The 23,946-nt window shown below is 34.1% G+C and carries 22 protein-coding genes; 7 read left to right on the forward strand and 15 right to left on the reverse strand.

Annotated features, from left to right (window positions below):
- Positions 1-49: 49 nt before the first annotated feature.
- Positions 50-343, reverse strand: coding sequence for a hypothetical protein (locus ACZ5EP_RS03155; RefSeq protein WP_464509394.1), 294 nt, complete (start codon positions 341-343; stop codon positions 50-52).
- 2 nt (positions 344-345) lie between these two features.
- Positions 346-1,200 carry a 16S rRNA (cytosine(1402)-N(4))-methyltransferase RsmH gene (rsmH, locus tag ACZ5EP_RS03160; protein WP_464509633.1) on the reverse strand — a complete coding sequence of 285 codons (855 nt, stop codon included), beginning with the start codon at positions 1,198-1,200 and terminating at the stop codon, positions 346-348.
- Between the two features lie 175 nt (positions 1,201-1,375).
- Here rsmH and ACZ5EP_RS03165 point away from each other — a divergent pair, with 175 nt between their 5' ends.
- From ACZ5EP_RS03165 to recG, 3 genes are read left to right on the forward strand one after another with little or no spacing between them, the layout of a single operon-like run.
- Complete coding sequence (locus ACZ5EP_RS03165) at positions 1,376-1,936, forward strand: class II aldolase/adducin family protein (protein WP_127680247.1); 561 nt, start codon at positions 1,376-1,378, stop codon at positions 1,934-1,936.
- A gap of 23 nt (positions 1,937-1,959) precedes the next feature.
- The gene (locus tag ACZ5EP_RS03170; RefSeq protein WP_464509395.1) at positions 1,960-3,111 is read left to right on the forward strand and encodes a M16 family metallopeptidase; all 1,152 of its coding nucleotides are present in this window, start codon (positions 1,960-1,962) and stop codon (positions 3,109-3,111) included.
- Position 3,112: 1 nt separating this feature from the next.
- Positions 3,113-4,891: an ATP-dependent DNA helicase RecG gene (recG, locus tag ACZ5EP_RS03175; protein WP_464509396.1), complete on the forward strand. Its 1,779-nt coding sequence runs from the start codon at positions 3,113-3,115 to the stop codon at positions 4,889-4,891.
- On the opposite strand, the gene ACZ5EP_RS03180 is transcribed toward recG, so the two are convergent.
- From ACZ5EP_RS03180 to ACZ5EP_RS03235, 12 genes are all read right to left on the reverse strand, one after another.
- Complete coding sequence (locus ACZ5EP_RS03180) at positions 4,888-5,565, reverse strand: aspartate/glutamate racemase family protein (protein WP_464509398.1); 678 nt, start codon at positions 5,563-5,565, stop codon at positions 4,888-4,890. The genes recG and ACZ5EP_RS03180 overlap by 4 nt on opposite strands.
- 211 nt (positions 5,566-5,776) lie before the next feature.
- Entirely contained in the window at positions 5,777-7,081 is a 1,305-nt protein-coding gene (gene murC / locus ACZ5EP_RS03185; protein WP_464509399.1) for a UDP-N-acetylmuramate--L-alanine ligase, read from the reverse strand.
- Positions 7,081-7,542: a hypothetical protein gene (locus tag ACZ5EP_RS03190; RefSeq protein ID WP_127680237.1), complete on the reverse strand. Its 462-nt coding sequence runs from the start codon at positions 7,540-7,542 to the stop codon at positions 7,081-7,083. The genes murC and ACZ5EP_RS03190 overlap by 1 nt, the downstream gene beginning before the upstream one ends.
- Positions 7,539-8,633, reverse strand: a complete 1,095-nt coding sequence (locus tag ACZ5EP_RS03195) for a succinyldiaminopimelate transaminase (protein WP_464509402.1) — start codon at positions 8,631-8,633, stop codon at positions 7,539-7,541. Before ACZ5EP_RS03195 ends, ACZ5EP_RS03190 begins: the two co-directional genes overlap by 4 nt.
- A gap of 1 nt (position 8,634) precedes the next feature.
- Complete coding sequence (locus ACZ5EP_RS03200) at positions 8,635-10,803, reverse strand: polyribonucleotide nucleotidyltransferase (protein ID WP_127680233.1); 2,169 nt, start codon at positions 10,801-10,803, stop codon at positions 8,635-8,637.
- On the reverse strand, positions 10,803-11,396 hold the full coding sequence (locus ACZ5EP_RS03205) for a phosphoribosyltransferase (protein ID WP_127680231.1): 594 nt from the start codon (positions 11,394-11,396) through the stop codon (positions 10,803-10,805). The genes ACZ5EP_RS03200 and ACZ5EP_RS03205 overlap by 1 nt, the downstream gene beginning before the upstream one ends.
- 1 nt (position 11,397) lies before the next feature.
- Positions 11,398-11,616, reverse strand: a complete 219-nt coding sequence (locus ACZ5EP_RS03210) for a DnaJ domain-containing protein (protein WP_464509404.1) — start codon at positions 11,614-11,616, stop codon at positions 11,398-11,400.
- Between the two features lie 32 nt (positions 11,617-11,648).
- Positions 11,649-13,052, reverse strand: a complete 1,404-nt coding sequence (locus tag ACZ5EP_RS03215) for an MlaD family protein (RefSeq protein ID WP_127680227.1) — start codon at positions 13,050-13,052, stop codon at positions 11,649-11,651.
- Entirely contained in the window at positions 13,049-15,037 is a 1,989-nt protein-coding gene (locus ACZ5EP_RS03220; RefSeq protein ID WP_464509405.1) for an LPS-assembly protein LptD, read from the reverse strand. Before ACZ5EP_RS03220 ends, ACZ5EP_RS03215 begins: the two co-directional genes overlap by 4 nt.
- The gene (locus tag ACZ5EP_RS03225; RefSeq protein ID WP_127680223.1) at positions 15,027-15,473 is read right to left on the reverse strand and encodes an RDD family protein; all 447 of its coding nucleotides are present in this window, start codon (positions 15,471-15,473) and stop codon (positions 15,027-15,029) included. The genes ACZ5EP_RS03220 and ACZ5EP_RS03225 overlap by 11 nt, the downstream gene beginning before the upstream one ends.
- Before the next feature lie 63 nt (positions 15,474-15,536).
- Positions 15,537-16,793 (reverse strand): phosphoribosylamine--glycine ligase, encoded by a 1,257-nt coding sequence (purD, locus tag ACZ5EP_RS03230; protein ID WP_464509406.1) that lies wholly within the window; start codon positions 16,791-16,793, stop codon positions 15,537-15,539.
- A gap of 33 nt (positions 16,794-16,826) precedes the next feature.
- The gene (locus tag ACZ5EP_RS03235) at positions 16,827-17,306 is read right to left on the reverse strand and encodes a DUF2628 domain-containing protein (RefSeq protein ID WP_464509407.1); all 480 of its coding nucleotides are present in this window, start codon (positions 17,304-17,306) and stop codon (positions 16,827-16,829) included.
- Positions 17,307-17,528: 222 nt separating this feature from the next.
- Between ACZ5EP_RS03235 and ACZ5EP_RS03240 the strand changes: the two genes are divergently transcribed.
- The 4 genes from ACZ5EP_RS03240 to ACZ5EP_RS03255 all read left to right on the forward strand — a co-directional run bounded on the left by ACZ5EP_RS03240 (position 17,529) and on the right by ACZ5EP_RS03255 (position 23,551).
- On the forward strand, positions 17,529-18,515 hold the full coding sequence (locus ACZ5EP_RS03240) for an amidohydrolase family protein (RefSeq protein WP_464509408.1): 987 nt from the start codon (positions 17,529-17,531) through the stop codon (positions 18,513-18,515).
- 82 nt (positions 18,516-18,597) lie between these two features.
- The gene (amrS, locus tag ACZ5EP_RS03245; RefSeq protein WP_464509409.1) at positions 18,598-19,599 is read left to right on the forward strand and encodes an AmmeMemoRadiSam system radical SAM enzyme; all 1,002 of its coding nucleotides are present in this window, start codon (positions 18,598-18,600) and stop codon (positions 19,597-19,599) included.
- A complete protein-coding gene (amrB, locus tag ACZ5EP_RS03250) occupies positions 19,596-20,390 on the forward strand; it encodes an AmmeMemoRadiSam system protein B (protein ID WP_127680211.1) in 795 nt (264 codons plus the stop codon). Before amrS ends, amrB begins: the two co-directional genes overlap by 4 nt.
- Before the next feature lie 143 nt (positions 20,391-20,533).
- On the forward strand, positions 20,534-23,551 hold the full coding sequence (locus ACZ5EP_RS03255) for an NAD-glutamate dehydrogenase domain-containing protein (RefSeq protein WP_464509410.1): 3,018 nt from the start codon (positions 20,534-20,536) through the stop codon (positions 23,549-23,551).
- Here the strand turns inward: ACZ5EP_RS03255 and ACZ5EP_RS03260 are convergent.
- On the reverse strand, positions 23,543-23,935 hold the full coding sequence (locus ACZ5EP_RS03260; protein ID WP_127680207.1) for a GatB/YqeY domain-containing protein: 393 nt from the start codon (positions 23,933-23,935) through the stop codon (positions 23,543-23,545). The two genes, ACZ5EP_RS03255 and ACZ5EP_RS03260, sit on opposite strands and share 9 nt — an antisense overlap.
- Between the last annotated feature and the right edge of the window lie 11 nt (positions 23,936-23,946).

Raw genomic sequence — 23,946 nt, forward strand, 5'->3', positions numbered from 1 at the left:
TTGCGGAAATTGTAGCAAAAATTAATTAAGATGGAGTTAATAAAAAATATTAAAAAGTAAGTTTTTCCATTCTGTTTTTGAATTTAATTTTTTCTATTTTAGATGCCAAAAGAGAATTTTCAGCTTTAAGTGAATAATATTCGTTTAGAAGTTTATTGATTTTGACTGATTTTAAATATATTTCCGAAGATATATAAATTTTAGGAAACAAAATCGTAAGAGAAAATACAATTGTAAGAATAAGATTTCTGATAATTGTAGAAGAAAGACTCTCCTGAACTATATAATCTTCTATATTGTCTAAAAGTTCCATTTTTTCTTTTGCGTTTATTTCTGCATTCATCCCTATCCCCTGATAAATTTAAACCCCCTGAGTTTTGCACTTCTGCTTCTCGGATTGATTTTCAGTTCCTCTTTTGAAGCAGTAAGAGGTTTTTTTGTTAATATTTTTCCAAGCTGATGATTTCCGCCGCATTCGCATTTTATAGCCTCCGGCGGGCATATACATTTTTTCGACCACTGCTTGAATCTGTTTTTAACAATCCTGTCTTCAAGCGAATGGAAGGTTATTATACCTAAAATAGTGCCGTTTTTGGCTAAAAATTCGGAATTTTCAAGAATTTTTTCCAATTCATTCAATTCGTTATTTACTTCTATTCTGACCGCTTGAAAAACTTTTGCCAAAGCTTTTTTGTCTCTCAGGCCTATATGTCCTAATATATCGGCAAATTCCCTGTTTGATTTAACAGGTCTTTTGGAAATTATTGCGTTTGCCACTTTTTTATATCTTCTGCACTCTCCGTAATCCCTGAAAATTCTCTCAAGATCCTCTCTGGAATAATAATTAAGAACTTCCCTGGCGCTGAGCTCCTGATTTTTGTTCATTCTCATATCAAGCTCATCGCTTTCAAAAGTAAATCCCCTCTCCGGATTGTCAAGCTGATAGCTGCTGACTCCTATATCGGCCAAAATCCCCGCTACAGGCAGTTCTTTAGGAAGCTCTTTTAATGCTTTTGAAGCTCGTTTATTGATAAATTCAACCCTGTCTGAAAATTTTGAGAGTCTTTTTTTTGCAAAATTCATAGCTTCCGCATCCTGGTCTATTCCAATAAGCTTTATTTCTGGGAACTTTTCAAGTATCGCTTCGCTGTGTCCCCCAAAACCTAAAGTACAGTCTATAAAATATCCGTTTTTAGGCATATCGTCAAACAGTTCGAGTGTTTCATTTAAAAGTACAGGTATGTGAGGTATGTTTAATCCGTTACCGGCATCTAAAGAAGCGTCGGATTTTAGTTTTTCGCTGTTTTTAATAATCAATTTTCATTTCTCCATTTTAAGTTTAATTATAGTATAATTATAGCAAAAAAGGCTAAACTTGGTAGTTTCGACCATATTAGACGAATACAAATTAACAGCTAAAATATTGTATGAAAAAAACATGATGAATTTAGGCATAGGAAGTATTTCCTTAAAGCTTGAGAACGATAAAATGATTATAAACAATCATCATAAATCCATTTACGAAGAAGATTTCTGTAAAATCGTACATATAAACAAAAAAGATCTGTCATGGAAAGAAACGTCTGCGGATATTAACATCCATGCAAGAATTTATAAAGACATCTCTTACGCTAAAACAATTTTAAACGTATTTCCTCTGAACATAATAACATACTCGCTAGAACACACATATTTCAAACCCATTGATTATTTAGGTAGACAAATATTGGACAAAGTTAAAATCATAGAAATAGACGATGTCCAAAAATGGGAAGAAAACAAAGATTTTATTATTTCCAAAAATCTCAGGGATAAAAATATAGTAATAATCAGAGGTTTCGGCGTATATATCATAGCAAGAGACATCAAAGAAGCCATTAAAAAAGCCATTATTCTTGAAAATTCCGCAACTATTTTATTAAACAGCCCTCATTAACACAAGAATCATAAAGGAGAAATATGATAATTTTTGAAAAAGACAACCTCGGAAGAACGGTACTGGAAATAGTGTTTCAGCATTCCGGAAGCATTTATGCGGATGAAGGTGTGGCATATTTTTTATCACATATGCTTAATACAAAAGGCACTACTGCAAAAAAAGAAAAATTTTACAACGACTTGGAACAGGACGCAATAACGCTGAATGTAAGCGTTAATAAAGAATTTCTCACCGTATCGTTAAAATTTTTAAACGAAAAAGAAAAAAAAGCGCTTGGTTTTCTCCTTGAACTGCTGCAGCATCCTAATTTAAACGAAGAGGCATTTGAAAAGTCAAAAAAAGAGATTAATGCAAAAATTCAGAATAAAAAAAACGACAACGATTATATTGCGGCCGTTAATCTTCATAAAGAAATTTTTAAAAACACTCCCGCTTCATATCCGGTGATGGGAGAAAACACCGAAAACATAACTTTAGACAAAGTAAAAGATTTTTACAAATCGCTGTTTAAAAAAGAATATATTATAATCAACGGAGGCAAAGAGCTGAACCTTGACGGACTCACCGCCCTTTTTAAACCGCAAAAAAACAGCCATCTTTTTTTTAAGGCTAAAAAATCGGATAATATTCAGGTATATAAAAATGTGGAACAGAGCTACATTCATTTTGCTTCCAATTTTGACGCGGATTACAATAAAGAGCTTCATCTGGCGAAAATAGCAACCTTTATTCTAGGAGCCGGAGGTTTCGGCAGCAGAATGATGGAAGAAATAAGAGTTAAAAGAGGTTATGCCTACAGCGCATATACAAATAACGTATTTAAAAAATCATATAAGCTTTTAAACGGTTATCTTCAGACTAAAATTGAAAACACGGAAGATTCAATCAAAATAGTCAAAGAAATGATAAACGACTTTTATGAAAACGGAATCACATCCGAAGAACTTACACAGGCAAAACAGTTCCTTATAGGAAGCGAACCTTTAAGAAGCGAAACGCTAAATCAAAGACTGCTTAAAAAATTTAATGAGGTTTATCTTAACCTTCCTGAAAATTACTATGACAAAGAACTTGATCTTATAAAAAACACATCATTAGAAGAAGTCAATTCTTTTATCAGAAGACATCCTGAGATTAAAGAGATCACCTTCTCAATAGTAACGAAAGAATAAAATGACCAAAGAAGATCTGGAAAAACTTAAAAAAATAGGAGTCAAATCTCCTCTTGAACTGGCTCTTATAAAACCGAAAGAATATGAAGACAACCACCTGTATCCATATATTATGTCTTCTCCCCAGGCTTTTGAAGCTGAAATTTTAGAAGTTAAGAAATCTCCGAAAGTAACAAGAATAAAATTTTATCTCAAAAATGTCAATCAGATTATATGGGGTGTCTTTTTTCAGTTTAAAAAATGGCATGAGTCCGTTTTTAAACCAGGCAGCACCGTATATATAAGAGGTGAAGTCAAAAACCACCAAATCGTCCAGCCAAAACCGATTACGAGAATAAACGAAATAACGCCCGTATATAAAACAAATCTCAATATAAGAAGCCTGAGAGCTCTTATAAAAAGATACGTCACAATGGAAAACCTTTCCATTCTTCCAGAAAACATCGCCAAAACACTGTTTTTTATGCACTTTCCCCAGACTCAGGAGCATATTCAGGAACAAAAACTGATGTATGCTCTAAAATGGGCAGAAATTTTTAATTATTTAAACAAACTTAAAAATAAAAAAACAGTTCTTCCCTCTATCGGTCTGAGAGCAGATCCAGAGCCTTTTATAAAATCACTTCCCTTTAAACTTACCGGCGACCAGTTAAAAGTAATAAACGACATAAAAAACGACATATCTAAGCCCACACAGGCTAGACGCGTGGTAATAGGAGACGTCGGAAGCGGTAAAACGGTTGTTATGCTTACAACGGCGTATATGGCTGAAAAATCAATAATAATGTGCCCTACTTCCATATTGGCAAATCAGATATACGAAGAAGCTGAAAAATATTTAAACGGAAAATGGAAAATGAAAAACGGAAAGCCATTTAAAACCGTACTTGTAACACAAAAGAGTAAATTCACTCCAAATGATTTAAAAAATGCAAATTTATTAATCGGAACACACGCTTTACTTTATCAAAACCTGCCTAAGGTAAATGTAGTAATGGTGGATGAACAGCACAGATTCGGAACCAATCAAAGAGCCAGCCTGGAAAAACTGACTTCCGCAGCAGACACGGTTCCTCATTATTTTCAGTTCAGCGCCACACCTATTCCAAGAACGCAGGCTCTTATTATGAGCAGTTTTGTAAATGTGAGTCTTATAAAAGAGCTACCTTTTAAAAAAGACATTGACACCCGAATAATATCAAAAGAAGATTTTAAAAATTTAATAGCCCATATTCAAAACGAAACGGCAAAAGGAAACCAGGTTGTGGTTGTATATCCTTTGGTCGAAGAATCTGAAAACTTCAGTTATCAGAGTATAGAAGAAGGAAAAGAATTCTGGCTTAAATATTTTGACGGAGTATATATTACACACGGCAAAGACAAAAACAAAGAAGACATACTTGTCGAATTCAGGCAAAAAGGGAAAATACTCATTACAACCACGGTTATAGAAGTGGGAATATCTCTTCCGAAACTTACAACGATCGTAATTGTCGGAGCCGAAAGATTAGGTCTCGCAACGCTTCACCAGCTAAGGGGAAGAGTCGGAAGATACGGTCAAAAAGGATACTGTTTTTTATATACCAATGATAAAAACAATAAAAGACTCGAAGCGTTTGCCAAAACTCTTGACGGATTTAAAATAGCGGAACTTGATCTTGAGTTCAGAAAATCGGGAGATCTTCTTGACGGCAAAGCCCAAAGCGGAGAAAGTTTCAGATATTTCGATGAGGTAAAAGACCTGCACATACTTGAAGACGTTAAACGTTGTCTCGGCTAAATCATAATTTCCACCGCTTTTTTCGCATGAATTATAGTGGTGTCTAAAACTCTTATATTCAAATCCTCCTGTTTTACAAGCATTCCTATTTCCGTACAACCTAAAATCACGCCGTCGGCATTGTATGAATTAATGATTTTCAAAAACTCTTTTTTTGATTCTTCTTTCGTAATACCAAGACACAGCTCGTCAAAAATCACTTTATGTATCAGATTTCTGTGTCCTTCAGAAGGAACAATTACATTAATCCCTTTGTTTCTAAGATATCCTACATAAAAATCATCTTCCATTGTAAATTTTGTACCTAACAGTAAAACCGTTTTTAAGTTTTCTTTTATTATCTTTTCCGAAACCGCCTCTCTTATGTCAATTAAAGGTATATTGACTGATTCTTTAACATCTTCGGCTACTTTGTGCATCGTATTTGTGGTTATCATAATAAAATCAGCTCCCGCTTTTTCTAAAGCCTGCGCGGCGTTTGAAAGGATTTCGGCGCTTCCTTTCCAGTTGCCTTCTCTTTGCTGTATGGCGATTTCCTCAAAATCCACACTGTAAAGTATAATTTTACCGCTGTGCAGTCCCCCTAATTTTCGGTTAATTTCCTCATTAATAATTTTATAATATTCAGCACTGCTCTCCCAGCTCATTCCTCCGATAAGTCCGCATGTTTTCATAATAGCTCTCCTAATAAAAATTTTAATAATTATACAATGTATTAAAAAAATATCCGAAGTTTATAATTTTTGTGAGTTCGGGTTATTAATGTATTAATGAATGTTTTACTTCTGAATAAAATAAGTGTTTATACAGCAACATACATAAAAATATTTTGATAATAGTAATTTAACTGTTTTAGAAGAAGTTTAAAAAAAGAGGTTTAGGATGTTATATTATACCTCTTAACTGATAAGTAATATCCCCTGCTCCGAAACCTATAATAAGCCCTTCGTTGATTTCTTTTATATTTTCTCCGGCTTTATTAATTAACATAATATTATTACTATTAGCAATTAGCCGTTTAGCGAATATCGGGTTGTGTTTAGCAAAAAGTGTTTCAAAATCAATTTTTACGGGTTTTTCCCCGGCTTCCCATACAGGCAGAATAACCAGTTCGTCCGCTTCGTTAAAACATTCAATAAAAGCGTCTAAATTGTCAATTGTTCTGCTGTATTTATGAGGCTGCCATATTGCTGTTACTTTATCTATTCCGTTAAGTTTGGCAAATATTTTGGCACTGTGAAGAGTGGCTTTTATTTCAGTAGGATGATGTCCGTAATCATCAATTAAAATAAAGCCTTCACTGTTTTGCAAAATATCAAAACGTTTTTTAATTCCCTGAAAATTTTTAATGTTATTTTGGATTTCTTCCATAGATATAAGTTCATTTGCTGCTTCAATCGCAAGCATAGCATCCAATACAAGATGCTCTCCAAATCCGTAAACTTCAAAATCAAAACCTTTGTATTCAAAAACGGTTTTTGGTTTGTTTTGAATTATTTCATAACGGATATTTTTAGCATCATTGATAGAAACTTTTTTAATAGGAATATCAAGTGTCTTTATAAAATCGTCATCGCCGTTTGCAACTCTTATTTCAGCTTTTTTTAAAAATTCTTCGTAATGTGAATAAAATTTTTCAAGATTATGCTCATAATATTCCATATGTTCAGGCTCTGTATTGGTCACAACGGCTATATACGGATTGGAATCTATGAAACTTCCGTCACTCTCGTCTGCTTCAAATACAAGATAATCACTGTTTTTGTATCGCATATTCGAATGAAAATCTTTACTCTCGGCGCCTATTATCGCATTCGTTTCAGGCAGTATGGAAGCTAAAATCGCAGACGTAGTGCTTTTTCCGTGTGCGCCGCAAACAGATATAACCTTTTTATCTTTTACTACATAAGGCAGAAATTCCCTGCGGCTGAGGGTTTTTATCCCTCTTTTTTTTGCTGCTACTAGTTCAGGATTATCCTTTTTTGCCACTGCCGTGTGCACTACAAGATCCTGATTTTTAATATTTTCAGCACTGTGAGGTATATCTATTTTTATACCTTCTTTTCTTAAAGAGTCGATCAGTTTCGTTTCGGCAATATCGCTTCCGGTAATTTCATGAGATTTTTTTTGCATATACCTTGCCAGTCCGCTAAGTCCTATCCCCCCTATTCCGACAAAATGTATTTTCATCAGCTGCTGAACTCCTCTTTGAATTTATCTCTGTATTTTACTACAAGGTCGTCAATTTTATCATCGAATTCTGTAAAAAACATATCTTTATATACTTTATTCGATTTGACGTATTTTTCAAAAAATTCGTCTAAACCGAGTCCCGCTAACATTCCGATTACAAACATACTGAACATCTCTTTAATCTTTTGATCATCTACAAGATAAACCATATCATATCCTACGGCTTTTGCTTCATCTATTGCCTGTTCGTCCCATAATTCAAGCATATATTCAAACATAGCTCTTATAGCGGCACGCTCTTCCGGATTGTTTACATCCAGGGTTTGTTCTTTTTCAATTTTTTCATTTACCAGTTTAAAAGTATCCTCTAATATTTTTCTGAATACTTCATTGATTTCATCTTCTTTGTTTTGATGAATCAGTTTGTCCAATAATTCATACTGTTTTAATATACTCATAGCAGTTCCTTTAATATTTTTAACGCTTCTTCTGTCGCTTTTTCGTCATAAACGAGCGCGATTCTCACATAGCCTTTACCGGCACCTTCTCTTCCCATAAACCTTCCCGGCATAACTTTTACACCTTTTTTCCAAGCTTTTTTTGTAAACTCAATATCGTCGTCGACTTCAAGCCATATATAAAAAGTGGCTTTTGGAATTTCAACACCCAAAATTTCTTTTGCAATCTGAAAATTCTTTCTGTATTCTTCCCTGAATTTCTCTACATGCGAATCTTCACTCCATGCTTCTTTTGCAGCCATTTGCAAAGGAAGAGGAGAAGCACACCCGACATATGTTCTAAACTGAAGATATTTTTTCAGCAGCTTGGCATCTCCGGCAATATACCCGCTTCTGAGTCCCGGTGCCGAACTTCTTTTTGATATGGAATTAATGGCGAGAATATTTTTAAAATCTTCATTTCCGGCTTTTATACACGCTTCAAGTATTGACGGCGGTTTTTCATCTATATAAAGTTCGCTGTAACATTCGTCACTTAACATAATAATATCACTTTCTAAAGCATATTCAACCCATTTTATAAGTTCATCCATACTCATAACACTGGCTGTAGGATTATTCGGAGTGTTTATAATTATAAAATCTTCATCTCCGTCCAGTTGAGAAAGTGTATTTTTAAAACCGTTCTCTTTTGTCAGAGGAAGATATTTAATTTTACTGCCGGCAGCCACAGCCGCACCTTCATATATCTGGTAAAACGGATTCGGAAAAGCCGTTTTTTTGGGTTTTAAAAACAGAGGAAAGTTAAAAAGAACTTCTCTTGTTCCGAATGTAGGAAGTATCTGATTTTTTTGAAGTACAATATCATATCTTCTTTTTACAAAACCTATAAGCGCTTCTTTCAGACTTTCTTCACCTGCCGTTTTAGGGTATTTATTCAATAAAGCACTGTTGTCGCAAAGCGCTTTTTGAATAAAACGGGGAGTCTGAAACTGTGGTTCCCCTATTGTAAGAATATAATGTCTGTCAGTTTCAGGAACAATTCCCTCTAAAAGTTCATTCAGCTTTTCAAAAGGATATTTTTCAAACATTTCACTCTTCCACTAACGCCAACTCAATTTTAAATCCGCTTTGAGAAAGCACTTTTACTTTTATTTTATCCCCTTCTTTAAAGTCGCTAGGATTTTTACCGTTTAATTTTGATTTATGTAGAAGTCCTTCCACACCGGGAGCTATTTCTATAAACATTCCGAAATCTACTACTCTTTTAATTTCTCCTTCAATAATCTTACCTATCTCAAACTCAGGAGTTTTCGGTCTGTCGTCTTTGCATATAACATTTAAAATATAGTCTTTAGCTCCGTTTAAAGAGTCATGATCATCACCGTATATTTTAACTTTGCCTGTATCTCTGTCAAGGTCTATTGTCACACCGAATTTAGCAATAATTTCTTTTACGGTTTTTCCTGCAGTACCGATTATATCGATAATTTTGTCAGGATCCACCTTAAAGCTTAAAGCTTTAGGCAGTACGTCTTCGTTATATTTTATTTCTTTTGCAGCATTTTCCATAAGCTCTAATATAAACGCTCTGGCATCTCTTGCCTGGAACAGAGCCTGTTTAAGCACATCAAGTGAAATACCTCCGAGTTTTATATCCATCTGCATTGCGGTAATACCGTCGAAAGTTCCCGCAACTTTAAAGTCCATATCTCCGTCATGATCCTCAAGCCCCATAATATCGGTCAATATTGCATATTTGTTATCTTCAGTGATAAGACCCATCGCAATACCGGCGGCCATTTTAAGAAGAGGAACTTTAGCTGCCTTCATCGCAAGAGAACTGGCGCATACAGTAGCCATCGAAGAAGAACCGTTACTTTCAAGTATTTCGCTTACAACCCTTACAGTTTCTTCATATTCAGGATCAATTAACGGTTCAATCGCTCTTTTTGCGAGATTTCCGTGGCCCAGTTCCCTTCTGCTTGGCGGCCCTAATCTTTCAGCCTCTCCTACGCTGAACGCAGGAAAATTATAATGAAGCATGAATTTCTCAAGTTTTTCCTCTTTATCTGTCAGATTGCCGTAAACCTGAGCATCCATATCACCGCCCCTAGTAGCTACGGCAAGCGCCTGAGTCTGTCCTCTTGTAAACAGACAGCTTCCGTGTGCTCTAGGAAGCACATTCGTTTCAATAGATATAGGTCTTATTTCGTCAAGTTTTCTTCCGTCAGCCCTGATTCCTTCATTTAAAATCATACTTCTGACAATTTCTCTTTTAACCTGTTTTACAGCTTTTAATATATTTTCAAATTCTTCTTCTTTATTTAAAGCCGAAGCTATTTTTCTTGCAAACTGTTTTAGAAGATAATCTCTTTCGCTTTTACTTAAATGTTTAATGATTTCTCTCAATTCATTAGAATATTTGCTTCTTATGAGTTCGATGTACTCGCTAATATCTTCTTCTTTTCTTTCTTCAAATTTAACAGCTTCTTTTTTAAACGGTTTTAACGCTTCTTCATATGCTTCCGCGCCTTCTTTAATGGCTTCCTGAACTTTTGCAAGTATTTCTACAAGTTCGTCTTCTTTAATTTCGTTTATTCTGTATTTTACAATTGTGTTTTCTACAGGAACACCGTCAAGCATGATATCGTCAACAGGAATTATTTCAACTTCTTCCTGTCCCTGAGCGGCAAACTCTATCATTAAAAGCTCGTCTTTTGTTCCGGTAACAAACAGATTGAAATCTCCTTCTTCAAGCTGGCTTAATGTTGGGTTTATAATAACTTCGCCTTTTATTCTAGTGGCTCTAACACCGTATACCATTTTTGCAAAAGGCAGATCGCTTAAATACATACATGCAGCCGCCGCATTCATCGCTGCTGTTTGTAAATCACTGTCTTCATCCGCACTTAAAGCCATTACCGTAAGGACGGTATTATATCCGTACTCTTTAGGGAAAAGCGGTCTTAAACTTCTGTCTACGATTCTTGCCGTTAAAGTTTCAAAATCTCCCGGTTTTTGTTCTCTTTTTACAAATCCAGCAGGTATTTTTCCCACAGCATACGCTTTTTCAACATACTGAACCACAAGCGGAACAAAATCTTCTTCCACCATTTCATCAGGATTATACGTAAGCGTAGCAAGCATTACCGTGTTTCCGTCTTCAAACCAGACAGAGGCGTTTGCCTGTTTTGCAACTTTATTTAAAACAAACTTCTGTTTTCTGTTATTAATATTTAATTCTACTTCACAACTCATTATATCTCCTTAAAATAAAAATCTGTATCAATGTAATCTTCTATTTCATAAACAAAATATGTATTATCAACAAGTTTTTCTATAACTCTAGCAGTATCTTTAGCTATTAAAGGCAAAGCCACGTTTATACTTGCCGCTTTTTTCGCTATACAGCTTTTAATCGCACATAAAAGCGTAAGACCTGTGTTAGCTCCTTCGTCTACTAATAGAACATTCCTATTGTGTAATGAAATTATACTCTCTCCGCCGCGAAATTTATATATATTTTGCAAAATTTTTTCTTCATACACCCTTTCGGCTTCACTAAAAATGTAATCGTCCGTAATTTCAAACGATTTTATAAGCTCATCTATTAAAACATAATCTTTAGTCTCACTTATTGCTGCAAGAGACGTCTCTTTGTTTTCAGGTGATTTTATTTCTTCTATAAACAAAAAATCACCTTCAAGAAGCCCCCCTCTCATTGCTATTTCTCTTGCATAAAAGTTTCCTCTTTCACTGATACTGATAATCAGCATATCATCTACCGCATTAATATCTAATATTGAAAGCAGTTTATCCAAAGCTTCCTGTCTGTTCTTGAATTTCTTCATATCAAACCTTAAACTTTTTTAAAAACTCTCCGGGATACTGTTTTAATATCTCATCTTCCGTAAACGAAAATTTATAATTTCTTATATAGTCTTTAAGTATCTCATATGCCCTGTTTATATCCGCAATTTTATCATTTTTTCCGTTAATATCCGGATGGGACTGTTTTACCAGTTTTTTATATTTTCTGTTTACGTCTTCCAGACTGCTTAAAGGCGCCACATTTAATACTTTACAGGCCCACTTAATCTCGTCTACTTTAGAAATGATGAAGCACCTCCGCTTAATATTGTTTTTAAGTCGTTGTCTTTAAATTTAACTCCGACTCCCAAGAAAAACGTTCTGGCATTTGTATTAAGTATATTATCAACACCGCCGATAAACTGAATATGTTTCAAATATAAATATGTACCTTTAAATGTAAGATGAGGATTCGTTCCTCTTACATCGTTAACGGCATTGAAATCATAAATATTACTGCTTAATTTGATTTTATCATGATCCAAGAAATAATCCAGACCGATACCTCCGGTATTTTCTATAATACCCCCTCTAAGAAGCAGATCATCAAATCTTTTTCCGTATTCGGCGCTTATATATACTTTATCTTCCTGATGGTTTAAATTGATTTTTGAAAGATCAGAAAAGTCTTTTGAACTTGTTACGCCTAAGATGTAATATTTTGTCGGAACAGGAAGATATGTTATATAAGCCGACGTTTTAAAATAATCGTCTCTTGCCATATAGTTACTCTGGATATCAACCATAATCTGGCTTTTTGAAAGCGAACTTAAATAATTGTCAATTTTTTTGAAGCTCTCTCCTCCGCTAACAAAGAAATCTTTTGCGCTGGCAACGGCTTCTTTTATACCTTTTTTGTTGTCGTTTAAAATACCGTTGGCATTTTTGCCTAATTTTATATATTCATCCATCAGTTTACCGAGTTTGGCATTAATAATATCGCCTGTTTTATTAAACTTAGTAACAAGCTTATCGGTTTTATTCATTATGTCGGGAAGTTTTTTATTTAAAGTAACTCCAGCTTTTTTATATTCCAGTACCAAATCGTTTGCATTGTCTAAAAGCACAGGCAGTTTTTTATCTGTCGTATTCAGAATCGACTTAAGCGTAACAGACGAATCTTTGATATTTGATATTGTTTCTTTTAAATTTTTTATTGTTTTTTCATCCAAAGTCCTGTTAAGTTTTCGTATTAACACCTTAACATCATTTACCGCTCCGTTTATGTTTGCCATTACATCATCCATGGAAACCGTATTGACATATTTTGTTATTACAGCTCCGGGCTTATAATAAGTATAACTCTGAGATGGAATGATTTTTACATATTTTCCGCCTAAAAAATTATCCTGAGCAAGTGTAACTACGGATCCTTTAGGTATTTTTACATTTTTATTTATTAAAAGTTTCAGTTTTACTATATTATTATCAAGCTGTAAATCTTCAACAGTTCCTATTTCAACACCTCTCATTTTAACTTTGGCTTTTTTTGCCAGTCCGCTTGCATCACCTATCAATGCATATAAAGGATACCCTTTTTTATTAAAATCCTGCAGACTGTTAACCTGAAGGGTTAAAAATATTAAAGACAACAAACCTAAAAATATAAAAATCCCCACCTTTACTTCATTCCTCATTTGTTTCCTTTAAATACAAAAGTTTGATTGAGACCGCCTATAGGTTTCAATTCAACGTTTATGGTAATAATGTTATCCTGTCTGTACGAAATTCCGTTTTCTTCAAGAATCGGAATACGTGACTGTTTAAAACTCAAATCGTAATCCCAGCACTTTTTATTCAGTTTTACACCTAAAAGCCAGTATTTTCTGTATTTATTGTTTAAATCGTAACTGTACTCTGTGTAAACTTTTTTATATTTGCTGGTATTGTAACTCGCCCCCAAAGTTATGGATTTAGATATGTTTTTCTGATATACATGTGAAATAAACCCATAAAACGGATTATTATTATAACTAATTTTGAAATTATTATAAGTTACATCCCTGTTTTCAATTGAGTAGCGGTTATTTTCATCAAATGTATAATTTCCGATTTTAAGATTAAATATATTTTCAAGATCAGAATATTTTTTCAAATCAAGATAATATGTATCGTTAAGCGTATGAGTCAGACTGAAAAAATCGTTTTCTATAATCTGAAACAGATTAAAAGAAACATAATTTTGCAAATCCGGAACATTCATCAAGTCGGTATATATAGTAGATTTGGAATAATTTTTTATATTAACAAGCAGTGACGGAGATAAGATATGTATGTAGTCTCCGCTTACTTTCGTTAATGAAGTATACAGTTTAAACTGGGTTGAAAGATTCGTATATTTTGATTTCAACGAGCTTGTCTGATAATAAAAACCGTAACCCGAACTTAGAGTTTCCGTAATTTTAAACTTAAGATAATCGTCAAATAACGAAATATTATATGATACAGGGAAAAGCAAGTCCGCCAAAACAAAATTAGAACCGACTTTTCTGTAATAGTTATAGACATTTACATCTAAAAGATTCAATAATCCGAAATTTTTACTTAAAAATTTATGAAAATTAAGCTGCGGAAGTATCTGCCATGTAGTGTCATTGCTTAGCTTTGTGGTATCTATAAAGTATTTAAAATAAGACCCTAGAAGATAATCTTCGTTTGTTACAATATAATTCAGTTCCGATGTTATAAGTTTATCGGAAAGATAAGTATCGTTAAATTTATAATTGTATGCGTCAAGATAAAAATAGTCTACGTCATTAGCATATTTTAAATCCATATATAAAGCGTCCCTGTTTCCAAAAACACCGTTTCTTTCATATTTAATGTTATAACCGTAATGTTTTTGATAAGCCAGATTGTTTGCTATGTAATAATCTGTATCGTCTCTGAAAATTCCTGCTTTTATACTTCCTTTTGAATGCGATGAGTCAACAAATCTGAAAATCGCATAAACTCCCTTGCCTCTGAGAGTTCTTATTGTAGGCGTCACTTCTAAATCCGTGTTTACAGAAGTAACGAAATATATAGGCTGTGAATACAAAATACCCTCATTCTGAGAATATCCGATATAAGGTCTTAAAAGACCACTTCTTCTGGTTTTATCAAAATTAACATAAAAATAAGGCAGATACAGTACCGGAACTTTATTTATAACAAGTACGAGATTATAAAGTTTTAAGGATTTGTTTTTTCTGTTGTATTTGGCTCTTGTGGCTTTCATAAACCAGTCGGGTTTTTCTACACAGCAGGTTGAAAAATATATTTTTTTAAAAAAAATATTTTCATTTTTTGAAACAGAATGTTTAGCTACAATCCATCCGTCCATAGATTTGTCGTAAAAAAAAATATCATTCATTGTAATATTTCTGGAACTGTAAGCAATTAAAGAATTAGCTAAAATAGAAGATCTGTTTTGATACGAAACATACACCTTACCGGTAAGTATAATCTTCCGTTTATCGGTAATAAGCCCGTTTTGTGCCTGAATTATAGAGTTATTGTAAATAATAATAGGATTTTTAAGTTTAATGGTGTTGTTTGAATCTACTGCTTTCGTAGCAAATATTTTCACATCTGCAAATAAAAAAGAAAAAACAGAAATAAATAAAAAACTAATCCTCAACAGCAACGCATCGTCCTACTATGTCGTGAATGGCCCTGTTTAAAGGATCAACTATCGCATAAGCCATGCCTAAATAAAAAAACATTTCATCAAAATTTCTTACTACGCTTCTGACAAAAGACCTCATCCAGGAAGGATTGTCAAGGGTCTGCACATCTACCACCCTGATTTTAACAATCATTTTTCCTATAGTTTTACCGTAAAGCGCAATAAATATCCAGTGATATAACGTATAAGCAACAAAAATATACCCGAACAGCTCGTTCGTAAGCATAAGTACCTGTTCATAAGATTTTGCATGTGCAAACTGTGAAGAGAAAGCAAAAACGATTATAAGAGATATCAGCAGATCGTCAATAGTCATTGCAATCGCTCTTTTAGTAAGAGAAGCTTTTTTAAGGCCTTCTCTTTCAAGTCTGTTAATTATTTCTTCCATCCGTTTCCTTGTTTAAATTCTTTATCCTTCACAACTTATCCGCTTCACAACTTATCCACTTATCTATTTGCCTATCGCCTGATACGCAATGTCGGTTCTGTATTTTTTACCGTCAAAATGTACTTTATCTACGATTTTATATGCTTCGTCCCTTGCTTCTTTCACATCTTTTCCAAATCCGACGCAAACAAGCACTCTTCCGCCGGTAGCCATAAGTTTACCGTCTATTTTTTTGACTCCAGCATAAGATATATAGCCGTTGCAGCCGCTTAAATCATCAACGGTTATTTCAGCCGGCTCGCTGCTTGAATAAGGGTAGTTTTTAGATGCGCATACAACGCCTACGGCCACCATATCTTTTATTTTTACATTGATTTTATCAAGCTGTTTCGTAGCCCCGTTATAAAACATATCATAAACGCTGCTGTCAATTAAAGCCATCAGTTCCTCACACTCAGGATCCCCGAATCTTACGTTATATTCCAATACATAAGGTTCGTTATCGACTATCATAAGCCCTATAAAAAGCACACCTTCAAACGGAGCGCCCTCTTCTTGCATACCTTTAAGAGTCGGTCTTATAACCCTTTCTTTAACTTTTTCATAAAGCACGTCATCAACAAGCGGAGTCGGAGCATATGCGCCCATCCCTCCCGTATTAGGTCCTTTGTCTCCGTCAAGCAGTCTTTTGTGATCCTGAGCCGCAGGAAGAAGCACAAAATCTTTTCCGTCGCAGATAGCAAACATACTTAACTCATATCCGTCAAGAAACTCTTCAACGATTACTTTTTTGCCCGCTTCACCGAAGGCTTTACCGCTTAGCATCTCTTCAACTGTTTTTTTAGCCTCGTCTTTACTTTCGGCAATAATTACCCCTTTACCCGCACAAAGTCCGTCAGCTTTTACAACGATAGGCAGCTTTTCACATCTGTCGATAAACTCATACGCTTCATTTTTATCAGATGTTTCGATGTATTTTGCAGTAGGTATATTGTATTTTTTTAAGAAATTTTTCATATAAACTTTGCTTCCCTCCAGTCTGGCCGCATCTGCACTCGGTCCGAAAATAGTAAGACCGTGCTTTTTAAATACGTCAACTATTCCGTTTACCAGAGGATCTTCAGGTCCCACGATAGTCAGGTCGATTTCGTTTTCTTTAGCCCAGTTTGCAAGCTCTTCAAAGTCTTTAATATCGATATTAGTTGCAAATTCGTCAGTCGCACCGTTTCCCGGAGCATAAAACAGTTCAGCTTCGTCTTTCATAAAATAACCGATACTGTATTCTCTACCTCCGCTTCCTATTATCAAAACTTTTTTCATTTATAAGCCTTTTTTACGAAATTATATCAAAGATTAATACGGATTTTGAGGCGTTCTTAACTGATGGCCCGTTACAATCGCGTAAACAACCGGCCAAATTAAAATCAATATAAGCACAACAGCAAACACCACCGCCCATTTATTTGTTTTAGCTTTGTTTTTCAGGCACTCCATATCCGGAAAAGAAACGCCTCCGCACCTGTCAACGTCCATAGAAAATTTATTCAGATATAAAAAGTAATAACAAAAACCTCCTATAAGAGAGTTTATTACAACCATACCCGGAAGATAAAAATATCCTACCATTAACGAAACAATCAAAACCGCAACAGCTTCCACATAAGCGTGTCTGTAAAGAAGATAAAACCAGCCGAATAAAAATCCCCAAAGATTAAATTTAGGTTTGCACTTTCCAAGTCCTTCGTCATTCATAATCTCTTCAAATATAGCCTCATCCCTAGGAGTTAAATTAGGATAAACCTTTTTTAAAATCTCCATGTACCTCTGTTTCATAATCTGCCTTTCATAAATGTTTTATAATAATCGTAAACAGCCAAAAAAAGACCCCCCCACTATAGGAGAAAGCAAAAGTGAAAGTATAAAAAAAATCCAAAAATTATGGCCCAGCCTAAAAGCAAAATATCCTACAACACTGGATAAAACAATCAGATTTATAATATAAAATATCAACATAACTGCCTTTTTTTAGTAAAATTATAATAAAAAAGGCTCGAAATGACTATAGAAGTGCCAAAAAGTATCGATTTAAATGTTAAAAACTCGGAAAGCGTACAAAGACTTGCCCATTCTTCCGAAAACGGAGGAGTATGCAGCATATTAATGATACCTACCATTAAACCGATTTTTGATAAACTTCATTTAGCTTATAATTTGAAAAGAGCAAACGAATCGGATTTTCAGCTTCTTGTTGCAATCGAAGGAATTCATGAAAACAGACTGACAGACATATCTATTTTAAAAGATAAAGGCGCAAGCGCCATTTATATTAATTCCGATGAAGACATGAACCTGCTCAAAAGAGTTTTCGAATATGCGGAATTTCTGAATATTCCTATATTCGTAAACTGTAACAATAAAGCCCTGAGCAGCGGGGTAATGCATGACAGCGAAATAGCGTATTCGCTCGGTGTAAGCGGAATACCTTCATATTCGGAAAGTGCGGAAGTGGCAAAAATCTACGAACTCTCACGCCATTTTAAAGCAAAAGTCATATTTCAGGGCATTACAACACAAGAATCTATAGAAATTTTAAAAAACAAGCCAGAAAACATCTACGTTGACGTATGCATCGACAATCTTTATTTCTGTGATGAAAACCTGAAAGATTTCAATTCTCTTTACAAAACATTTCCTCCTTTAAGAAGCAGTAAAGATAAAGACGCCCTGCTTGAAGCCTGTGAAAAAGAAATTGTTGATTTTATATCTTCAAATCACATTGCGGCTAATTACAAAGACGTGCCGTTGGAAGAAGCGGAATTCGGTATAAGCAAACTCGATATTTTCAGCCAGCTTGCATACTCCCTGCCTCTTCCTGCCGATACGGTTACCAGACTTGTTTCACACAATCCCGCCAAACTTTTTAATATAGAAATCAAACAGACCGTAAAGCTTCAAAAAGGTGAATTCGAGGTAGACACTTCAGCTTTTGCCAGTAAAGGGAAAAACTGTCCTTATAAAAAAATAAGCTGGCAGATAGTTTAGTCAACAAAACTAAACTTTCCTTCCAAATTTCATTTACTTTTTCACTCCTTTATGGTATAATATATAAAACAAAGGAGTGCCCATGCAATATTACGAACCTCTTGAAAATGGTAAAATAAAATGTCTTTTATGCAGGCACCACTGTATTTTAAAAGAAGGACAGGCAGGTATATGTGGTATTAATATGAATGAAAACGGGTCACTTAAAAACCTCGTATACGGGCATCCTTCAAGTATAAATATTGATCCCGTTGAAAAAAAGCCTCTTTTTCATTTTTTACCGGGAAGCGATATTTTATCATTTGGAACTGTGGGATGTAATTTTAAATGCCCTTTTTGTCAGAACTGGCAGATTGCCCATACCGACAACGTAAACACATCCGTTTACGTATCGCCTGAACAGATGGTAGGCCTTGCGCTTCAATACAATACAAAGTCAATCGCATACACATATAACGAACCGAGCGTATTTTATCCTTATGCAAGAGATGTAGGAATATTAGCAAAGGAAAAAGGGCTTAAAAACGTTTTCGTAACAAACGGATTTGAAAGCGTGTATGAAATTGAAGATATGAAAAACTGGGTTGACGCATGCAATGTGGATCTAAAAAGTTTCAAACCCGAATATTATAAAAAAGTCTTAAAGGGGAATTTAGAAGACGTAATGGATACTATAAAAAGACTGTATGACGCCGGAATATGGCAGGAAATAACTACTTTGATAGTACCGGGAGACAATGACAGTGACGAAGAACTGACTCAGATAGCCGAATTTATTGCAGGCGTAAGTACGGATATCCCGTGGCATATAAGCAGATTTCATCCCGACTATAAGGTTACAGATAAAGAGCCTACACCTATGACAACAATGGCTAAAGCATATGAAATAGGCAAAAAAGCCGGGCTTAAATACGTATATTTAGGAAATGTAGCTCTTCCTGTTATTACATACTGTCCGAAATGCGGAGAAGAACTGATAGTAAGAAGCATTTACAGGGTCGAAAAAAACATTTTGAATATTAATGAATACGGTGAAGCTTCCTGTCCTAAATGCGGAGAAAAAATTAAAGGAGTATGGAAATGAGAAAAGCGGTAGTAAAAGAATGGTACGGCGGTACATGCGAAGCCGTTACCGATTATATCAGAAGATTTAATATGATTTTAGATGAAAATGTCGATGCAGAAAAAGCAAAAGAAATTTTTTCTTTAAAACCAAAAGCGTTAATAGTTCCGCATGCCGGATGGGTTTACAGCGGATTTACCGCCAATTTTGCATACAGAATAGCGCAAAACACAAAACCTTCGTCAATAGCGGTTATAGGCCCATCACATAAATTTGCATTTGACGGTATAAGCGTAACGCTTGAAGATTCGTATGAAACGCCCTGCGGCATTCTGCCTGTAAACGTTCAGCTTTCAAAAGAGCTTATAGAGAATTTCGGAGTACAGAATTTAGAACACGTTCATACAGAACATTCTACAGAAGTGCAGATGCCGTTTATTTATCATTATTTCGGAAACAGCGTGCCTGTAATAGAAATGGTTTATTCAAACTATTCTCCGGAAAAATTAAAAGAAATAATAAAGTTTTTAATTGCAAACAACGTTTTAGTCGTTATCAGTTCCGACTTAAGCCATTATTATGATATAAAAACGGCTAACGCCCTTGATTACAACTGCTTAGAAGCCGTGGCGGAACAGGATGTCAATAAATTGAAAAACTGTGAAGCATGCGGTAAAATCGGAATTGAAGCCATGATTTTAGCAAGTGTTGAAATAAATTTGGCCTCTTTCGTGGTGGATTACAGAACCAGTGCAGATGTCAGCGGAGATGAAAAACAGGTAGTTGGATATATGAGCGCAATTTTTATTTAATATAATTTTTTGTTATAATTATAAATGTTAACTTCCACACAAAAGGAGGTTATATGGCAAGAGGAAAATTTAAAATGAAAAGAAAAAGAAGAAGAGTTTTATATACTAAATAACTTCTTTTTCTTTTTTAAAAATGAGTTATTATGAAAGATTTATGCAAACAGTTAATCTCAAATGAAGATTATAAAATACCGGAATTTGAAAAAATACACATCTCCTTTGAAAAAGAGACTCAAACTTTTCATATATATTCCAAAGAAAAACTCCCGATAACCAAAATCAGCAATATATTCCAAAACTTCAATATTGAGATATTGGATTCCGTATCATTTGTAAACGACGGCATATATGTATATAAAATAAAAACAAATATACAGCATACGGATACTTTTTTTAAATATAAGCATATTTTTCTTGAAATATTACAAAAAGCGCTTTTAAACGAAATATACACCCTTTGCAAACTGTATTATATGGCGTGGGAGGGTTTTACCCTTAGAGAAATATCTCTTTTAAGAGCTCTTATCAAATATCAAAACCAGCTTTTTTACGAATTTAATGAAAATCTAATTATTTCTGCATTATTAAATAATTCAAAATTAACGAAATATATTATAAATTATTTCAAAGACAGATTTTCAACAAAAGACCTTTCTTTAGAAAAAACCATATCCGAAGAGATTAAAAAAATAAAAAATTTAAACGAAGACAAAATATTCAGAGTTTTATTTACCATCGTAAAAAACACATTAAGAACGAATTATTTTTTAAACAAAGAAACGATATCGTTTAAAGTCAACACTCAAAATTTCAAAAATATTTTATTCGGAATGCAGCCTAATATAGAAAGCTACGTTTATCATAACGATTTCAACGGAATACATTTAAGAATGAGCAAAATAAGCCGGGGCGGCTTGAGATGGTCAGACAGGCCTCACGATTTCAGAGAAGAGATAAAAGACCTTATGATAACCCAGGAAGCCAAAAACGCCCTTATAATTCCCGAAGGCGCAAAAGGCGGCTTTGTTATATATAAAGACGGTGTAAGCAAAAACGAATTTAAAAAATATTATTCTCTTTTTATCGATGCCCTGCTCGATCTTATTGATGTGGGAGATGTCGATCTGGTTAAATACGACGATAATGACTTTTACTTTGTCGTAGCGGCGGACAAAGGCACAGCTTCCATGAGCGATACCGCAAATGAAATAGCAATAAAAAGAGGCTATTTTTTAAAAGACGCTTTTGCAAGCGGCGGAAGCACCGGATATTCCCATAAAAAACTAGGAATAACGGCAAAAGGCGCAATACATACAACCGGCAGATTTTTTATAGAAAAAAATCAAGATATATATAAAGACAGACTAAGCGTAGTCGGTGTGGGTTCCATGAGAGGAGATGTATTCGGCAACGGTATGCTTCTTAACAAAAATTTTCTGCTTATAGGGGCAATCAGCCATAAAGAAATATTTATAGATCCTAATCCCGATCCGAAAACCGCATATAAAGAACGAAAAAGACTTTTTGAAAATTCTTTAAGCTGGAGCGATTACGACAAAAGCAAAATAAGCAAAGGCGGAGGAGTATTTAAAAGAGACCAGAAATCTATTAAACTTTCTCCTGAAATAAAAAACCTTCTCAATACTAAAAAAGACGAAATGAGTGCGGAAGAGCTGGCCAAATCCCTGCTTAAACTAAAAGTGGACATGCTCTATTTCGGAGGAATCGGCACATACGTCAAATCTTCGGATGAACAGAATATACATATCAGCGACAAACAAAACGCAAACATAAGAATCAACGCCAACGAAATCAAAGCCTATGCGGTATGTGAAGGAGCAAATCTTGCACTTACCATGCCTGCAAGATACGAATATGCCCTTAACGGAGGAAAAATAAACCTTGACGCCATAGACAACTCTGCAGGAGTCAATACTAGCGATTATGAAGTTAACTTAAAAATGATACTTAATATGCTTGTAGACAAAGGCAAAATAAGCGAAAAAGATAAAATAAAAGTATTAAAAGATATCGAAAATAACGTAATAGAAAAAGTGCTGCTCAATAACTTTCATCACGCTCTTGTACTTTCTCTTGAAGAAAGAAGGGTTTATAAAGAAAAACTTATAAAAGTTTTAGAAGTTTTGGAAAAAAACACAGACTATTTTAAAAGAAAAAATTATTCCATTCCTAAAAACAGCGAAATAGAAACCGTTTATTATAACGGCAAAGCAATAAGGCCAGTACTGGCAATTATTATGCTTTACAGTAAAATATTTGTAAAAAAATATATCTTAAATTCCAACCTTCTCGAGTCAAATTATTACGACAAATTTTTAAAACAATATTTTCCTGAAGAATTTTTAGAAAAATTTGAAAACGATATAATGCATCATCCTTTAAAAAAAGAAATTATCGCCACACAGATTGCCAACAATATTATTAACGCGCACGGTATTGATTTTATCAGCAATTTTCATGAAAAATCTTTTAAATATAAAATAGAAAGCTATCTGATAATGAACGAACTTATTGATGCGGACAAAATCAGAATAGAAGCATTGAAAATCAAAAATATAGAAAAACAGTATGAAACTCTGATAGATATAGAAAAAACAATAAAATTTGCGGTTAAATGGATGGTCAAAACACTCGAAAACAGTTCTGTAAAACCATTATTGTTCATTACTTACAAAGACGAAGTTAAATCAATAATAGGAAACGGAAACGAACTTGAATTATATGAAAAATGGAAAGATTTTTATAAATTCTTGCCAGCCATGTTTATGATAAAACACGAATACAACCTCGAACTCAAAACCATACTGGAATTATTTAAATTAATAATCACAAAATTCAAAATAAATAAAATTTTAAAAGAGATTAAAACAACAAAACCTAAAAACAGAATAGACAAAAACCTTAAAGAAGAGATAGAAAGATTAATCGAATATTTCGTTATTACATTCGCAAAAGAAGTTATAAACTCAAATAAATTCGACTCTTCTTCTTTGAAAAAATCATTTCAAACATACATTTCCAGAAAAAAAGACGAATATGAAGATATCATAGAAGAAATAAACGGGATTAAAAAAGAGAAAAAATCTCTAGTACTTCTCTCCCATATAGCAAATTCTTTAATACTGCAATTGTTAAAGTGATTTAATTATCCTGCTTGCCATTGCCATATCGATATCGCCTCTGGCTTTTAGCCTTTTCATAATTTCACCCATATTTTTACCACCGATTTCTTCTACTATCTCTTTAATAATTTTAGTTGTTTCTTCTTCACCAAGCATTTTAGGAAGGAAACTTTCGTAAATTTCAAGTTCTTTTTTTGCTTCTTCCATTCCGGCTTCTATAGATTCTTTAGCCATTTTCGCCAATTTTTTTGCAGCTTCCTGAATATGTTTTTCGCTAACTTCTTCGCCTTTTTCTTTAGCTATTTTCTGTGCGCTGTCAACAAGCATCATTAAAGCATTTGCTTTTGTTTTGTCTTCTCTTTTTGCTTTCATCATCATTTTTTTAAGTTCAATTATTGTCATTATCGCTCCTT

The sequence above is a fragment of the Nautilia abyssi genome, assembly GCF_055388085.1.